At 63.9% G+C, this 17,306-nt stretch carries 11 protein-coding genes; 2 read left to right on the forward strand and 9 right to left on the reverse strand.

Annotation, left to right across the window (positions count from 1 at the left end):
* Nucleotides 1-7: 7 nt before the first annotated feature.
* Entirely contained in the window at nt 8-1,954 is a 1,947-nt protein-coding gene (locus HV670_RS23590) for a flavin monoamine oxidase family protein (RefSeq protein WP_175107425.1), read from the forward strand.
* A 37-nt stretch (nt 1,955-1,991) separates the two neighbouring features.
* On the opposite strand, the gene HV670_RS23595 is transcribed toward HV670_RS23590, so the two are convergent.
* Nucleotides 1,992-3,497, reverse strand: a complete 1,506-nt coding sequence (locus HV670_RS23595) for a sensor histidine kinase (RefSeq protein ID WP_175107426.1) — start codon at nt 3,495-3,497, stop codon at nt 1,992-1,994.
* Nucleotides 3,494-4,225 carry a response regulator transcription factor gene (locus HV670_RS23600; protein ID WP_175107427.1) on the reverse strand — a complete coding sequence of 244 codons (732 nt, stop codon included), beginning with the start codon at nt 4,223-4,225 and terminating at the stop codon, nt 3,494-3,496. The genes HV670_RS23595 and HV670_RS23600 overlap by 4 nt, the downstream gene beginning before the upstream one ends.
* A gap of 199 nt (nt 4,226-4,424) precedes the next feature.
* Here HV670_RS23600 and HV670_RS23605 point away from each other — a divergent pair, with 199 nt between their 5' ends.
* The gene (locus tag HV670_RS23605; protein WP_175107428.1) at nt 4,425-6,218 is read left to right on the forward strand and encodes a cytochrome c biogenesis protein DipZ; all 1,794 of its coding nucleotides are present in this window, start codon (nt 4,425-4,427) and stop codon (nt 6,216-6,218) included.
* Between the two features lie 177 nt (nt 6,219-6,395).
* On the opposite strand, the gene hpnI is transcribed toward HV670_RS23605, so the two are convergent.
* The 7 genes from hpnI to HV670_RS23640 form a co-directional block, all read right to left on the reverse strand.
* Nucleotides 6,396-7,580 carry a bacteriohopanetetrol glucosamine biosynthesis glycosyltransferase HpnI gene (hpnI, locus tag HV670_RS23610; protein WP_175107439.1) on the reverse strand — a complete coding sequence of 395 codons (1,185 nt, stop codon included), beginning with the start codon at nt 7,578-7,580 and terminating at the stop codon, nt 6,396-6,398.
* A gap of 56 nt (nt 7,581-7,636) precedes the next feature.
* The gene (locus HV670_RS23615) at nt 7,637-8,950 is read right to left on the reverse strand and encodes a P-loop NTPase family protein (RefSeq protein WP_175107429.1); all 1,314 of its coding nucleotides are present in this window, start codon (nt 8,948-8,950) and stop codon (nt 7,637-7,639) included.
* A gap of 172 nt (nt 8,951-9,122) precedes the next feature.
* A complete protein-coding gene (locus HV670_RS23620; protein ID WP_175107430.1) occupies nt 9,123-10,136 on the reverse strand; it encodes a lysylphosphatidylglycerol synthase domain-containing protein in 1,014 nt (337 codons plus the stop codon).
* 40 nt (nt 10,137-10,176) lie between these two features.
* Nucleotides 10,177-11,598 carry a hopanoid biosynthesis associated radical SAM protein HpnJ gene (gene hpnJ / locus HV670_RS23625; RefSeq protein WP_175107440.1) on the reverse strand — a complete coding sequence of 474 codons (1,422 nt, stop codon included), beginning with the start codon at nt 11,596-11,598 and terminating at the stop codon, nt 10,177-10,179.
* Between the two features lie 412 nt (nt 11,599-12,010).
* Nucleotides 12,011-15,058, reverse strand: coding sequence for an efflux RND transporter permease subunit (locus HV670_RS23630; RefSeq protein WP_175107431.1), 3,048 nt, complete (start codon nt 15,056-15,058; stop codon nt 12,011-12,013).
* A complete protein-coding gene (locus tag HV670_RS23635; RefSeq protein ID WP_246257877.1) occupies nt 15,055-16,119 on the reverse strand; it encodes an efflux RND transporter periplasmic adaptor subunit in 1,065 nt (354 codons plus the stop codon). Before HV670_RS23635 ends, HV670_RS23630 begins: the two co-directional genes overlap by 4 nt.
* A 100-nt stretch (nt 16,120-16,219) precedes the next feature.
* The coding region (locus HV670_RS23640) for a TolC family protein (protein ID WP_175107433.1) at nt 16,220-17,306 on the reverse strand (1,087 nt) is incomplete at its 5' end.

Raw genomic sequence — 17,306 nt, forward strand, 5'->3', positions numbered from 1 at the left:
GTGATGCATGACCATTGGCAGCAGCTACGACTACGCAGCGAAACGCGCCGCGCAACTCGCCGCGGCAAACCGACTACCTAAGGCACTGCCTTGGGCAGGACGCTATCCGAACCCGCCCGATCTTTCGTTCGACTATCGCCGCCTGGTCGAACAGACCGGCGGCGTGGCACAGGTCCAGGGCGCCGCGGCGGCGCACAGCATCTGCATCGTCGGCGCGGGCATCGCGGGTCTCACGACGGCGCGGGAGCTCTACCGATGCGGCTTCACGAACGTGACGATCCTCGAAGCGAGCGACCGGACCGCGGGGCGTCACTACACGATCACCGACGTCGCTGGCCAGGGCCTCCAGACGATGTATTCGCCGTTCGAGATGGCCGCCATGCGAATGCCCTACTTCAATCTGGAGGGTGAAGCACCCAACGACGGCCGCTCGCTCCTTGCGTACTACGCCAAGGAGTTCGGTCTTTCGATCCAGGACTTTCCCAATCCCGGCACCCGCTGGGTCAGCTCGACGGGCATCTACCTCGAGGAAGGACTCGTCCAGGGCGATACCACGCCGGTCATGCAGATCTGGGTGAACGCCGACGGCACCACGCCTCCGCCGACGCCGCAGCTCCAGGCGGTCTACGACAAATGGAAGAAATTCGAGAAGATGATGATCGACAAGGTCAGCGAGATCTACGGCTCGGAAGAGTGGGAGGCCATGTGGGACGCCATCGTCGCGACCTATTCGAACACGGCCTTTCGCGCCTTCGTCAAGGCCGATGCGATCGACGAATGGTCCGCGGCCGACCCCGGAAATTTTGGCGGCCTCGGAATGACCGACGAAGAATCGAACTACTTCTATTCGATCGGGTTCGGGGACGGCAGCTGGGGCGCCTTCTACGACGTCTGCACCCTCTATCCGCTTCGCACGGCGATCTTCGGATTCGGCAGCCAGTTGCAGCTCATTCACGGCCGCTATACCCCCGCCGGCGATTTCAACCCGGGGCCCTATGCCGATCTCTCCTTCCTTCCCGACTCGGCCGGCAATTCGTTCGCGGGCCCGCCCTACCGCGGTGTCCGCTCGTTCGATGACGGCATGCTTTTCCTTCCCGTGCCGGAGCGCGGCCTGTCGTTCTACGACTTCGCCATGCAGCGTTCCGATATGTTCCACACCAGCACGAGAGTGACGCGACTCGAGAAACAGGCGGACGGCAAGATCCGGGTTGTCTACGACGTCAATGGCATATCCGCCGGTTCGCGAGACTTCGACTCAGTCGTGGTGACCGTGCCCTCCTGGATCATGGAAGTCGGCATGCAGCTGCAGGGCTTTTCGCAGGAAGCGTTGCCCCAGACGATCACACGCGCATACAAGCAAGCGCACTGGGAAACCAGTTGCAAGGTGTACGCCCCTATCGACGCAACCTTCTTCACGGATGCCGGCAACAGAATTCCCCCCAATCTCGTGACCGACACCTTCGTGCACGATGTGTATGCGTACCGGTACAGTGTGGGCGGGTACGAGGTGCCCTGCATCCTGATCAGTTACACATGGGAAGACGATGCCACCAAGCTGGCCTCCTTCAACGATGTCGAGCTCGTCGACAAATGCATCGCGGAACTCGACCGGATCCTGCTGCGCTCGACCAATATCGGCCAGCCCATTTCGCCGTATATCCGCAAGGAGCATGCACGTGTCGTCCGATGGATCACCGAACCCTTGTCCCTCGGTTGCGCAAAGCTCTATCGCGCGGGAACCTATTCGGATGCAATGAGCCTGCTCGCCTATAACCGGAACACTTCGGCTCAATCGGGCCTGTACTTCGCGGGGGAGTCGTTCTCTGTCGACGCAGGCTGGACCGAGCCCGCCTTGCGAGGGGCGATCGATACCGTCATCAATCTCTGCGAGAAGACCGGCGCGACATTCAACGGCGGCTTCACCATGGCGGACTACCCGCAGTATCACGTTTGATCTCCCTTATTCCAGGTTGATCGTCCTCATTCCAGGCTCATTCTGCACGGGGCCTGGAAGCCCCGGTCTCGGCTGGAAGCTCGAAGCGGAATGTCGCTCCTTTTCCGGCACGCTCGATCAGACGGATCTGACTGTGATGCAGTTCGAGCATCCGGTGCACGATCAACAAGCCGAGGCCGCCGCCACGGCGAGCGCCGGTGCTGAAAGGACGCTTGAACAATCCGTCGAGCAGCTCGGCCGGAATGCCCGGGCCGCTGTCGCTGACTGTCACCGACACTTTACCGTCCTGATATCCGACATGGACTTCGATCACGCCGCCCCCGGGCGTATAGCGAAGCGCGTTGTCCAACAAGTTCGTCAGGACGCGCTCGATCATGCCGAGGTCGGCGACGACGGACGGCAACTGCCGGGGAAAATCCGCCTCCAGCCGCACGCTGCGCGCTTCCGCTGCAAGCTCGAATTTATGAAAGACATCCTGGACGAGGTCAGGCAATGAAAAAGCTTCAAGGCTCGGCTGCACAAGTCCATGTTCGAGTCGCGCAAGCTCGAAAAGCGCTTGAGCGAGACCCCCGACCTTGCGGCTCTGATCGAGCGCGACGCCAAGATAGCGGCGCCGGTCGGCCTCGAGAAGCGAATCGCCCTTCAACGACAGGGTTTCCAGATAGCCGTGCAGCGATGCAAGCGGTGTGCGCAGGTCATGCGAGATATTCGCAACGAGCTCACGACGTTCCTGATCCTGGCGGATCAGCTCGCGCCATTGCTCACCGATGCGCAGGGCCATCTGGCCGAACGCCGTCTCGAGCACGGCGATTTCGTCGCGGGAGTCGGCCTTCGCGGTGCGCGGCATCACCGGCAATGCCACGGGCTCGGCCTCGGCGTCGAAATGACGCATCGCGCTCGTCAGGCGGCGCAACGGGCGCGTGATGAGCGCGAAGGCCGTCAGGCCGGCAATCAGGCACAGCAAGGCCACCCACCCAAGTGACCACAACGCGATGCGCAAGCCCTCGCTCGCCATTCCGCGAGCCGCCAACTGGTCATGGGCTTCGCCGACCAGCACGACATAGATGTAGCCCCGCGGATTCCCGTCTTCTCCGGGCAAGGGCGCTGCACTGAACACCTTGCGTCCGTCCGCGCTGCGAGGATCGTCGCCGAGGATTGGCAGCGGCGCGCCGTCGATCAGCCGCCGCAGGGGCTCGAGATCGACTCGATCACGCTTGAGATGACCCTCGGGCGCGTCGTGGCCCTGAATGCGTCCCTCCTTGTCGAGCAAATAGACCTCGACGCTCGGATTGACGATCATCAGGCGGCTGAAGAACTGACGGATCGCCTCGGGTTTCAAGCCGCCCGCATCCATCAACTGGGCGTCACTGGCGATGTGTTGCGCGAGATCCCTCGACAGTCCCTGCACGACTTCCATCTCGTGCATATCGTTCGATCTCACCTGCAGCCATGCGGACACACCGCAACATGCAAGCAACAACATGGCAAACACGGCCGACAGACGCTGGGTCAGGGAAAAACGCCGGGCCAGGCTCAGGTTCATGATGCCGCTCCGCCGGCTGCGGCCGGTTCGACCGAGAACTTGTAGCCGCGGCCCCATACCGTCAGGATGCGCGATGGCTGCGCCGGGTCCGTCTCGATCTTCGCGCGCAGGCGATTGATATGCGTATTGACGGTGTGCTCGTACCCTTCGTGCTGATAGCCCCAGACCGCATTGAGCAGATCGATCCGCGAGAACACCTTGCCCGGATGCTTCGCGAAGAAATAGAGCAGGTCGAACTCGCGGGGCGTCAGATCGAGAGGCTTGCCACGCACGGTGACCTCACGCGCGATCGGATCGATCGACAGTCCGCCGGACTCGAGTGTGCCGGCATCGATACGACCGTTGCGCGCCATCGCGTCGACACGCCGCAGCAGGGCCTTCACCCGCGCGACGAGTTCAAGCACCGAGAACGGCTTGGCAAGATAGTCGTCCGCCCCGAGTTCGAGACCGAGGATCCGGTGAAGCTCACTCGAACGCGCGCTCGTGATGATGATCGGGGTATAGCGCGTCATCGCGCGCGCCCGGCGGCAGATTTCCAGGCCGTCGACGCCAGGCAGCATGAGATCGAGTATCAGCGCATCCCAGCCGCCCTCCTCGAGCCGGCGCAAACCCTCGTTGCCGTCGGCGCAATGGACGACTTCGTAGCCTTCGTCGCCCAGATGGAGCTTCAGGAGGTCCGCCATATGGAGGTCGTCTTCGACAATGAGGATACGTTTCGGATGGTCCATCGGCAGTCTTGTGAACGAGAAGTCCTGCAGGTCCCGCGTCGGATGCCGGATGCCGGATGCCAGGCAAGGCGCAGCGGGTTGCCCCCATTGTCCCGGCTTTCGGCCCAGCGAAGTATCACAATTAGTTTAACTTTACGTGAGGACTTCGACACCGCGCGCGCGAGACACTCTGGCCACCTCTCCTAACAGAGTCCAAGCCATGCTGATCATTGTCCTCTCCTACCTCGGCGGTGCACTCACGATACTGAGTCCGTGCATCCTGCCCGTGCTGCCCTTTGTCTTTTCCCGCGCGGACCAACCGTTCCGGCGCAGCGGGCTCCCCCTGCTGGCCGGCATGGCGCTGACCTTCGCGCTCGTGGCCACGCTCGCGGCCGTCGGCGGCGGCTGGGTGGTCCGGGCCAACGAGTATGGCCGCTGGCTGGCGATGGCCCTGCTCGCGGTCTTCGGCCTCACGCTCTTGCTGCCGAGCTTTGCCGAGCGCCTGACCCGGCCGCTCGTGGTCGCCGGCGACCGCCTCTCACAAATGGCCCAGTCCCGGAGCCAGACCGACGGCCGGCCGGCGGGTGCCGGCTCGTCGTTCCTGCTCGGCATCGCGACCGGCCTGCTCTGGGCACCCTGCGCGGGCCCGATCCTCGGCCTCGTGCTGACCGGTGCCGCCCTGCGCGGCGCGAGCGCGGGCACGACCTTGCTACTGCTCGCCTATGCGGCGGGTGCGGCGACATCGTTGGCGATCGCCTTGCTGATCGGCGGCAAGGTGTTCGCGGCCATGAAGCGTTCGCTCGGCGCGGGCGAGTGGATCCGGCGCGGCCTCGGTGGCGCAATGCTGGCCGGCGTGGTCGCTATCGGGCTGGGGTTCGACACAGGTGTTCTTGCGCGTGTTTCCACGGTCGCGACAGGCGGCATCGAACAATCGCTCATCGACCGGTTCTCGTCCCGCACGACGCCCGCCCAGGCGGCCGCCTCGAACACCGGGGCGGCGTCGCAGACGATGATGCGGGTACAACAAGTGGATGCCAGGCCGGCGCTGCCGATCGAAGGCGAACTGCCTTCGCTGTCCGGCGCGGTGCAATGGCTCAACTCGCCGCCGCTGAGCGCACAGGAACTGCGTGGCAAGGTCGTGCTCGTCGACGTCTGGACCTACTCGTGCATCAACTGTCTGCGCACGCTGCCCTACGTCAAGGCCTGGGCGCAAAAGTACAAGGACCAGGGCCTCGTCGTGATCGGCGTCCACGCACCCGAATTCGCGTTCGAACGCAATGTGGACAACGTCAAGAAAGCGGTTCGCGACCTCGGCATCGACTATCCGGTCGCGATCGACAACAACTATGCGATCTGGCGCAGCCTCAACAACCAATACTGGCCCGCGCATTACTTCGCCGACGCTCAAGGTCGCATCCGGTACCACCATTTCGGCGAGGGCAACTATGCGGAGTCGGAACAGGTCATCCAGCAATTGCTGGCCGAGGCGGGCCGCAAGGATGTGTCCAACAACCTGATCGATGCCCATGCCCAAGGTGTGGAGATGGCTGCGGACGACGCCGATGTCCAATCGCCCGAAACCTATATCGGCTTCCAGCGTGCCGAGAACTTCGCCTCGGTGGGCGGCGTCAAGGCGGACACGCCGCACGCTTACATCGCACCGGCGAAACTCGCGCTCAATCAATGGGGGCTGGCCGGCACATGGAGGGTCGACGGGGAGCAGGCGACGCTCGACAGCTCGCCGGGCCGCATCGTCTACCGCTTTCACGCACGCGACCTGCATCTCGTGCTGGGTCCGGGCAAGGACGGCAAGCCGGTGCACTTCCGCGTGAGCGTCGATGGCGCGGCACCCGGTGCATCGCACGGGACGGACACCGCAGAAGATGGCTCGGGCGTGGTGACCGAACAGCGCCTGTACCAGCTCGTCCGTCAGAGCGGCGAGGTCGGCGATCACACATTCTCGATCGAGTTTCTCGACGCCGGCGTGCAGGCTTATGCTTTCACGTTCGGCTGAAGAGATCCGACTGATTGCCATTAGGCGCGGAGCGGGTGCAAAGTACTGTGGCATACCGCCGCGGCACTAGGCGGTACTAGGCGGCGCTAAGCGGCACTACGCGGCAGCACTATCAGCCAACACTAAACTGGCGTCACTAAGCGGCGGCACCAAGCACCCACACACCAAGCGGCGTCGCTAAGCGGCGTCGCTTTCCTGCATCCCGGGGCGCGGCACGACCGTCATCAGGCCGTCTCCCCTGACCTGGAAGCGCGCGCCCCGCCAGGTCACGCGCTTGGACACGAAGCTGGTCAGGAAAATCGCGAAGGACAAGACATCCCACACCGGCATGAGCCAAAGGTCGCGTGTCGGTTGTCCCAGGGTCCTGTCGACCCCCACCTTGAGTGAGAGCCGGGCCACCAGTGCGCCGAGCACGAAAGCCCAAGCCCAAGCCGTACCGCCGCACAGGATGCAGCCAAGCACGGCCAGCGCAAACGGATAGGTCAGCGCCGAGCCCAAATGCCCGATTGGATCGATGCTCCGGATCGTACGTGCCCATCGAAGTTCGTGAGACACCAGCGCAAGCGCCGTGTTCTCGACACAGGCATGCGTGATCGCGAACGACGGCACCGCGACCTTCAGTCCGAGCCCGCGCACCGCTTCGCCGATCGCATGATCCTCTGCGAGATGGTGCGTGAAGGCATTGAAGCCGCCGATCTGCTCGAGCGTGGCACGCCGCATGGCGATGGTCTGTCCGAAGCAGGGGCGCGCAAGGCCAAGCGCGAGCCCAATCACCACGCCTGGCAGAAACTGATAGTTGGTCGCCTTGGCGGACATGCGCGGCCAGAACCCGGGATCGGGCAGGCCCCGATACACGCACGTAACCAGACCGACACCCGGCGCCTGCAATTCGCTCGCGATGCGTCGCAGATAGGTGCTGTCCACGCCGACATCGCTGTCCGCGAACACGAGCGTGTCATAGGACGCGAGCGGCATCATGTTGAGGATGTTGCTCATCTTACGGTTCGGGCCATACAGCTGTGCATCGACGACCACGGTGATGTCCGCTTCCGGATGCAACTCGCGCAGCCGTGCGATCGTATCGAGCGCGGGGTCCGCATGGTCGTGCACGCCGAAGAGGTACTGCACCGGCGCCGGATAGTCCTGCTCGCAGAAGCTCGCAAGATTGGCCAGCAATGCCAGCTCATGACCATGCAGCGGCTTGACGAGTGTGATCGGCGGAAAGTCCGCGGCCGGGGCCCCGGCTCGCGAGAAGAAACGGCGCACCAAAACGGCCGCGCAGAAGTTATAGCCGATACCGAAGCCCGCACAGGCGAGGCACAGCACACCGAGCGCCTGCGCCATGCGATGCGCGGCGATCATTTCGCCACTGTGGGTGATCATTGAAACCAGGACAGTCACGCCGGTTGTTCCCGAAGTCAACCCTCTGCCCACGAAGGGGAAGGATCGACATGAAAGGCCGCGGGCCGGCGTAGCGGTCGGCGGGCGGATTGCTGAAGCTCGTCCAGTTCGAACAGAAAGTCGAGATTGGTCGAAGCCAGCGCATAGGGGCCGTCACTGGGCCGATACACGAGGCCGCGGCGTTCCAGGCGTTTCAAAGCGCCCTGCACGTCGGCTTTCGAAACCTCGGGCAAGCCCGCCACACAGGCATAGCGATCGCGTCGCACGGATGCGTAGAGTTCGGTACCCGAGAGCCAGACTTCACGAAGCATCACGGCTTGCAACGCACTGAGCTTGTTGACCGATGCCGACAGACGCGCGTCGTCGAGCGCGCTTTTCCGTATGGATTCGGCGGCCGCCAGCACCTGCGTCGCATCGCCGCTCAATACATGCGCGAACGCACGCCTGAACAGCCTTGCCGAGCGTGCGACCGCGCGAATGGCCGCACGGGCCTCGGCGAGCTCAGGCGCGGCACCGCCGAGCCGGCTTGCGGACCAGCGACACACGGTCTGTACAAAGCCGTCATCGAGGCGCGGCAGCAGAACCTTGTGTCCCCCGAAGACACCGCATCCGGTGTGGGTGCCGGCGTCGTGGCGGGGGGGGTTGCCTGAGCGGCTGCCTGAGCGGCTGCTCGAGGGGCTGCCTGAGCGATTGCCAGGCACGCCGCACAGGTCGGCGTATTCACTGCGCGACGAAACCAGGCCCTCGCGCGACGAGCCGGCAAAAACACAGGCGAGCTTGGCGGCGGACCGCGCCGGCACACCGCGCAGCTCGGCGCCGATCGCCTGCCGACCCACCGCGTCGAGTACATGCACATTGTCGAAGACCAGCATCACGGGTTGATCGGCCTGCCCCACGGCTTCGCGGATCGCATCTTTCAGACGCGTATCGATCGCGGACACACTTGCTCCGGAGCATGAATCGATATGCATCAACGGCCGTTTCGATTCAACGCATTCGAGCAGCGAAGGCAACAGTAGCCGCGTGATCGTCTGTGCGGTCTCTCGAGGTGATGCCGCGTCCGACGAACAGGCAACGTGGTGCGGCGGCGTGGCAAGCCACTCGACGGGACTCGCGACGCGCGGCGCGAGATCGGCGTAAACACACCGGAAACCTCGCGCGATCGCGAGCGGCAGAAAGTCGAGCGTAAGGAACTCGGTCTTGCCGATGCCCGACGGGCCCAGCAACGTCATGGACCGCGTCTCGCACTCGCCGAGCACACGCAGGTAGTGATCGGCGAGCGCGGCACGGGGGTGGTGAGGCCATGGAGCAAGGGCTTGCCGCATTTTCATGGTTCTCTCTTCCAGGGGAGAACACACTGTCTCAGCCGACCGCTTAAGAACGCCTGAAGTTGCGCACGATTGCGCGATTCGCTTGCGCCGACGGGTGTTGAAATACCTGTGAAATGTTCATCCTGCAGGCTCCGCCCGCGGCACGATCGGGTCGAGGCACCATGCGCTTTCATTACGAAATGCCTGCAGCGCGCGGTGGGATGACTGCGGGGTCGTCGCGGCGCCCGCTTGACTCGGTCAACTGCCAGGCGACCAGACCTGGCAGATACATCACGAGGTCTCGGATGCGGCGCGCCCCCGCCAGCGCGACACACATGGACGGGTCGAGTCCGAGTGCCCCGCCGATCAGCATGAAGCCCCCTTCCTGAACACCGAGTCCGCCCGGAACGAAGAAGGCCGCGCTATTGATTGCCTCGATCAGCGCTTCGATGACGATGGCATCCCAAAAGCTGACGTGCGCGCCGAGGAAATACAGCGCAAGCCAGATCTCGAACGAGGTCGCAATACGTTGTGCAGGCTGCCAGATGAACAGATAGCGAAGAATCACGCCGCGCCGCCGCCAGATGAGCCGCAGCGACAAGTCGACGCGGGCCGACGGGCCAATGATCTGGGTGAGCTTGCCGCTCGTGACACGGTTGATGATGCGGCTCATGCGCTCGAACGGCCGCGCGTGCTGCACCAGTGCGAACAGCACGAGCAGCGGCGCAAGCGCGGCCACACCCCATGCCAGCTCGCTCGCGAGCCGCAAGGAGCCTGAATTGGCATGCTCGAACAAGAAGCCGATACCGACCATGGTGAACACGAGCTGGCTGATCAGACCGAGCTGCAGGTCGGCGACGATGCCCGCCGCCGCGGGCCCGGAGCGCACGCCGGCACGACGCAGCATGCGGAACGAAACAAGTTCGCCGCCGACGCGCGCGACCGGCAGCATATTGTTGACGGCCTCGCGCAGCCACACGCAATGCAGCATCTTGAGCAAGGACGGCCGCCGTGGGCCATGCATCAGGATCTGCCATGCGCGCGCGTTGAGCGGCATGGGCAACAGATGAGCGAGCGCGGCGATCAGCAGTCCGCCGCCGGCCGCACGCATCGACTCAAAGGCAGCCTGAGGGTGACTGCCAATCACAAGCCATACTGCGACCACCAGCCCCGCCAGCGCGACAAGGCGGCTCAGTTGTTTCATCATTGAACGAGGCCGTTCGATCCACGGAGTGTCATGCGCAAGCTCAACTCTGGTGCGCCCGCAGGAAACGGAAGAATTCGACGCCCTCGCGCAGGCGGCGCTGCATCATGTCCCAACTGCCGAGCATCTCGCGCACGATCTCCCAGATCTTGACCGGGCGGAAATAGAAGCGCCGGTAGAACGCTTCGACACCGTGATAGATATCCTCCTTCGACAGGTGCGGATAGCTGATCGCCGCCAGCTGCACGCCCTTGTTGCTCACGAGATTGATCACCTTGTTGTCCTCCATCCATCCGTTCTCGACAGCCTGCTTGTAAAGCGTGGTGCCCGGATAGGGTGCGGCAAGCGAGACCTGGATCGTGTGCGGGTTGATCTCCTTCGCATATTCGATGGTCTTCTCGATGGTGTCGTGCGTTTCACCAGGCAGGCCGAGAATGAAGGTCCCGTGAATCTTGATGCCGAGCTTGCGGCAGTCTTCGCTGAAACGCTTCGCGATGTCGGTGCGCAGACCCTTCTTGATGTTCAGCAAAATCTGGTCGTCGCCCGATTCGTAGCCGACCAGCAGCAGGCGCAGGCCATTCTCCTTCATGATCTTCAGCGTCGAATACGGGACATTGGCCTTGGCATTGCACGACCACGTCACGCCGAGCTTGCCGAGCCCGCGCGCGATCTCCTCGGCGCGCGGCTTGAAATCGGTGAAGGTGTCGTCGTCGAACATGATCTCCTTGACTTCAGGCATGTTCTCCTTGATCCAGCGGACTTCCTCGAGCACGTTCTCGACCGAGCGCACGCGGTAGCGGTGGCCACCGACGGTCTGCGGCCAGAGGCAGAATGTGCACTTCGAGCGGCAGCCGCGGCCCGTATAGATCGACACGTACGGATGCTGGAGATAACCGATGAAATAGTTTTCGATCTTGAGATCGCGCTTGTAGACCGGCGCGACGAACGGCAGCTCGTCCATGTTCTCGATCATCTCGCGCGGGCCGTTGTGCTCGATCGACCCATCGGACTCGCGATAGCTCAGGCCCGGGATGTCCTTGAACGCGAGGCCGTTCGCGACGTCGCGGCAGGTATAGTCGAATTCCTCACGGCAGACGAAATCGATCGCCTCGCTCGCGCTGAGCGAACCGTGGGGATCGACAGCCGTCTTGGCGCCGACCATGCCGATTATCACGGCCGGCTTGCGCTTCTTGATCTCCTCGGCGAATTTCGCATCGGTCGGAAACGACGGACTGCTCGTGTGCATGATCACGAGGTCGTATTCGAGAGCAATCGCCAGCGTCGCGTCAACGCTCAGCTCATCGGCGGGCGCATCGAGTACCCGGCTGCCGGGAATGAGCGCCGCAGGCTGCGCGAGCCAGGTCGGATACCAGAACGATTTGATCTCGCGCTTCGCCTGATAGCGCGAGCCCGCGCCGCCGTCGAAACCATCGAATGAGGGCGCCTGCAGGAAAAGCGTTTTCATCATGAGTGTGTCAGTCCAATCGCTTGCGAGTCCGCACGCCGCCTCGCACAAAACGCGCCACGCGGTAGTTCGGAAAAAACCAGGGAATATGCTGCCAGTGACCTTAAGAAAACCTTAAGGTCCCACCGTCATGTTTGCGGTCGAAAGCATTTTGTCAGGAGGCCTCTATACTCCTGTCATTGCTCCTGTCATTGCCGCCGGAATTCTATACCGGGCAGGCCGTCGTTGCAGCGATCCTTCCGATTTTCATGGATGCTAGACAGATTGGATGTCAGCGTTATGTTGCGCAGAGAATTGTCGCGACCCGACGAGCATGCCGCCGTCGCCTCAATCCGTTCGATCCCTTCAATTTCCTTACCCCTCCACCGCCTCATTCTCTATTCCTCCGATCGCCCTGAAGGCATCGTTCGCCTCATTTGTCGCGACCAGCCAGGATCCATCCGAGTAATGCGGGCAGCGCAACCAGCACCAGCGGCAACTGCACGATCAGACCCGAGACGATTGCGATCGCAAGCGGCTGCTGCATCGCCGACCCCTGCCCGAGCGCAAAGGCGAGTGGCAACAAGGCGAGAATCGCCGCGATGGTGGTCATCGCGATTGGCCGTAGCCGATTGCGACCCGCGGCGAGCAGTGCCTCGCGCACGGCCATCCCGTCGTCGCGCATCAACGACTGGAATTCCGACACGTAAAAGATCGCGACCTCGGTGACGATGCCGATAATCATCGTCATGCCCATCATCGCGGAGATGTTGAGTTCGACGCCCGTGATCCAGAGCCCGGCGAACACCGCACATACCGCGAGCAAGGGCATCAGGAGGATCGCCGCCGCGATGCGGAAGCGCTCATAGAGAAACAGCAGCAGGCCGAACACCAGCGCAACGGCCGCGCCGAATACCGCGAGCAAGCCGCGAAACGCGATCTGCTGCTGTTGATACAGGCCGCCGAGTTCGGTATAGACCCCTGCAGGCAATAGGCCCGGCTTCGCCAATGTGCGCTGCACATCGGCAATGGTCGAGCCCAGGTCGCGGCCAGCGATCCGTCCCGTCACCGCGACCATCCGCTTGAGGTTGTCGCGGCTGATCTCGGGTTGCCCGCTGACCTTGACGAATCGGGCAACGCGCCGCAACGGCACCAGATGGCCATCGGATGCGCGAATCTGCAAGCGGCCGAGCGCAGTATCGGTCAATTGCCCCGCGCCGTTTGCGCGGACCCTCACGCCGATGGTCTTGGGGCCGACCTGGAAGTCCGTCGCCACGGCGCCCGCGACGCTGTCCGAAACGGCTTGCGCGACGCTTTGCGGATCGAGCCCCTCGGCCGCGACCGCATCAGGAAGAATCAGGAGTTCGAGCGCATCGCCGGCCGGATTGATGCCGTTCTCGACGTCGACAACGCCCGGCACCTTGCCGATGGCCGCCGCGACGGCGGTCGCGGTGTGTGCGAGCACAGCCGCGTCATCCGAGAAGATCTTGATCTGCACCGGCTGAGGCACGGCCGTGAGGTCGCCGATCAGGTCTTCCATAAGCTGCGCGAATTCGACCGCGACGCCCGGCACGCTTGCTTCGATGCGGGTGCGAATCTCCTCGATGACCGTATCGATCGGTTCGCGCTTCGACGACTTCAGCCGCACGAAAAAGTCGCCCTTGTTCGGTTCGTTCAGATCGCCGCCGAGTCCCGCGCCCGTCCTTCGCGAATAGGTCGCGACATTCGGATTCGCACGGATGATCTGTTCGATCTGCATCATCAGGCGATTCGTCTCTGTGACGGATGTGCCCGCCGGCGTGTGATAGTCGAGCACGAAACCGCCTTCGTCCATCGACGGCATGAACCCGCTGCCGACCTGGGTGTAGGCGAAACCCGCCACACCCAGTAGCGGCACAACCGCGATCAGGATCAGGAGCGGGCGCGCATTCACCCGCGCCATCAGGCGGGCATAGCGTTCATTGACCCAGTGGGCAAAGCGCGTCTCCTTCTCGTGCGCGTCGGCGGCGTTCAGCCAGCGATCGCAGAGGATTGGAATGGCGAGCCAGGTGACAAGGAAGGAAATCGCCAGGGCACTCGCCATCGTGATCGAGAGCGCCTTGAAGAACGCGCCGGTCACGCCGCTCAGAAATGCGAGCGGCACGAAAATGATCAGCGTCGCGGCCGACGAGCCGGCGAGCGGGCGCGTGAATTCGAGTGCGGCCGCCATGATCCGGCCGTGAAAGCGTTGGGGGCCTCCCTCGCGCATGCGCCGCACGATGTGCTCGATCATCACGATCGAATCGTCGATGATGAGTCCGACCGCTGCGGCCATCCCACCGAGCGTCATGATGTTGAAACCCATGCCGAACAGATCGAGCAGGAAAAGGGTCGCGGCCAAGACGACTGGCACGAGCCCGACCGCGATAGCGGTGATCTTCCAATTGCGCAAGAACACGAACAGCGTCGCGGCGGCGAGCAGCACACCGATCAGAATCGCATCGCGCACGCTGCTTGCCGAGGCGACGACGAGTTCGCTCTGGTCGTACCAGTTCGCGATCCGGATGTCGGACGGCAGCCGCTTGCGAATATCATCGAGGCGTGAGCGGATCTCGCGCGCCATCGCCACGCTGTTGGCACCCGGTTGCTGGAACGCGTTGATGAGCACGGCATCCTGTCCGTCGGCCGTTACGCGGATCCACTGCGGAACCGTGCCCTGCGTAACCGACGCGATCTCGCCGAGCCGCACCGGCGCGCCGCCGGGGCTCGCGACCACGACGGCCTTCAGATCGGAGAGTTGCTGGATTGCCGCATGCGCGACCACGAGATAAAGCTTGTAGTGGTCTTCGATCCGGCCGGCCGCCATCAACACATTGCTCGCGCCGATCGCCCTGCTCACGTCGCCTAGCGTGAGCTTGTAGGCCGCCAGGCGGGCGGGATCGACAGCAACTTCGAACTCCTCCTGGGCACCGCCCGTCACTTCGATTCGCGCGACGCCTGTGACCGATGTCAACAAAGGGCGGATCTGGTATTGCGCAATATCCCGCAAGGCGGTGAGCGATTCGCTCTTCGACGTCAGGCTGTAGGCGATCACCGGAAACACGGTGGGGTCCATCCGGCGCACTTGCATGGTCGTGCCGGGCGGCAACGATCCCAGGATTTCACCGATCGACGACTGGAGCTGGAGCGTCGCGCGCGCCATGTCGGTACCCCAGTCGAAGTTGACCGAGATTTCGGCGCTTCCCCGGCTGGTCTTCGACTCGACGTCCGTCACACCGGGCACGCGCCGCAACGCTTCCTCGACCGGCGTGGTCACGCGCGTCGCCATCAATTCGGCCGGCTGGTCGCCCGCATCGAGCGAAACCACGGCACGCGGAAACTGCACATTCGGAAACAGCGAGATCGGCAACTGAAAAGCCGCGAACGCCCCCGCCAGCGCGAGCAGTGCGACCAGGAACAGTAACGAGCGCCGATGCAGTTGCATCCATCCGCTCGTACTCATCGAACCGCCTCCGGCTTGACTGAGCCGCCATCCTGCAGCTCGTAGTTGCCGGTCGAAATAACGGGCCAGGAGGCCGTGAGCGGACCGTCGATACCGTAACTCGCGTCACGCTCGACGCGGACCACGACGGCGACGCGATGGGCCTTCCGATGGGGGTCGACCTGGAATAGGAATGCGCCATTTTCGTCGTTGAGCACCGATGAGCGCGGCACGATCCAGTGCAGCGTGCCGGAGGGCAGGATATCAGCCACGACATGGCTGCCGGGCAGCAGATCCGTGCCCGTGGTGGCAAGCGTCGCCATGACCGTGACTTGTTGAGTCTGACTGTCGATCGCCGCGCCCACGTTGACGATGTGCCCTTCTGTAGGGCGGGCGTCGCTCTGCGCGGCAAGCGTGCGTACGGTCACCGCGTCGCCCACATGGAGCGAGCGTACGTCGGAAGGTTCGACCGACAACTCGAGATTGCCTGTGTTGCCCGCCTGCGTGCCGCCACGCGATAGTTGCATGACAGCGGCGCCGGGCTGCAGCGCATCGCCCTGCGCGGCCGACATCTGCAGCACCACGCCGTTGAAGGGAGCATTCACCGTGATCGAGCCGGGCCGGAGGCCCAACAGACGCTGCGCGACATCGGCCTGGCGTGCGTCCTCGAGCGCCTTGCTTGCCGCGTCGAGTTGCGAGGCCGTTGCGAGGTGCCCGTCGTAGAGCGCCCGTGTGCGGGCGAGTTCGCGCTGGGCCACATCGAGTGCACTTCGCGCCTGCTGAGCGGCAAGCACCGCAGCCGGATCGGCCATCACGTCGAATAGCGGCGCACCGCGTGTGACGGCCTGCCCGCGCGCAACGCGCCAGCGCACCAGATGCGCGGCATAAGGCACGCTGAGGGTCGTCACCGAGGCACCGTCCGCCGCCACGATACCGTATGCGCGAACGGGCTGCGTGATGATGCCCTGACGTGCCGGCACCGTGCGGACCGATGTGCGGACCTCCGGAGTATCGTCGGCACGGGCGGTCGGCGAAACCACGCTGGCGCACAGCAGCGCGACTAGCAGCACTGCAAGACTCACGGTGGGTTGCAGGACATGAGCTGTGTCACGGCATACGCCGCGAGGCACGTCACGCACTTCACTCACATCACTCACATCACTCACCGGAGTACAAAAGAAATCACGAATCGGCATGGGTAGTCGTATAGATAAGGTCGGGCCGCTGGGCAGACGGCACCACATCGCCGAGCAATGCCTGCAAGGCAATTCGTTGTTCGGCGAGCGATTCGCCGAGCGTCTCGGCTTCGATCCGTTTGCCGAGCGCGGCGATCTGCGCATCGGTGTACGCCCCGATGCCGAGGTCGTGCTGGCCATAGGCCTGCTGGGCCGCGCCCGCCGCCTGATCGAGCTCAGGCAGGGCGGCCTGGGCGGCGGCAAGCTGCTGCTCGAGCACGGCGGTGTCCGCCAGCAGGCGGTCGACCTCGGATTGCGCCTGAGCGAGGCGATTCTGGTATTCGTCGTGCAGCCGGCCGCGTGTCGCCTCTTCGATTTCGATATTGCCGCGGTTGCGATTGAAGATCGGCAGGCTCAGATTGACCTGGAAGCCGCTGGTATAAACGTTGGACGTGTCGCGCATGCGTACGAAACCGACCGTGAGGTTTGGAAACTGGCCGAGAATGGCCCCGCGATATTTGGCCTGCTGTGCCGCGTAGCCGGCCTCGAGTGCAAGCAGGTCGGGACGCCGGTGCGGGAGCTCGCGCAGCGCGTCGTCCACCGCATGAGGATCGACCGGCGCGGGGGCCGGCGAGCCCACCAGCGGCAGTTCGATTGCCGGCGCGACACCGAGCAGCGCATTGAGGTCGTGGCGCGTCTGCACGCGCTGGCGTTGCGCCTCGGCGAGCTGCCTGCCCGCGTCCTGCATCGCCGTGAGCGCCGCACTCAGCGCGTCGGCCGGCTGGTTGCGTGCCTCGACCGCGGCCGCGATGCGCCGGTACCGCTCGGCACTCAGGTCGCGCTGACGAACGAGCAGTGGCATGACCTCGTCTGCATGGACGGCCTTGACAAATAGCTGACGCGCCTGCGCGATCACCTGCCATTCCTGCCAGAGCAGTCCCAGGTCGGTCTTGGCGACCGTCGCATCCGCAGCGCGCCGGTTGTCGCCACGCTGCAGGATCGCCATCACGTCGATGCTGAGCCCGTAGGTAAACGCGCGTGTCGCGCCCGCGAGCGCCGGCGCGGGATAGTCGCTCTCGATGCCCACCTGAGGG

The organism is Pararobbsia alpina (assembly GCF_902859895.1).
Lineage (GTDB): Bacteria > Pseudomonadota > Gammaproteobacteria > Burkholderiales > Burkholderiaceae > Pararobbsia > Pararobbsia alpina.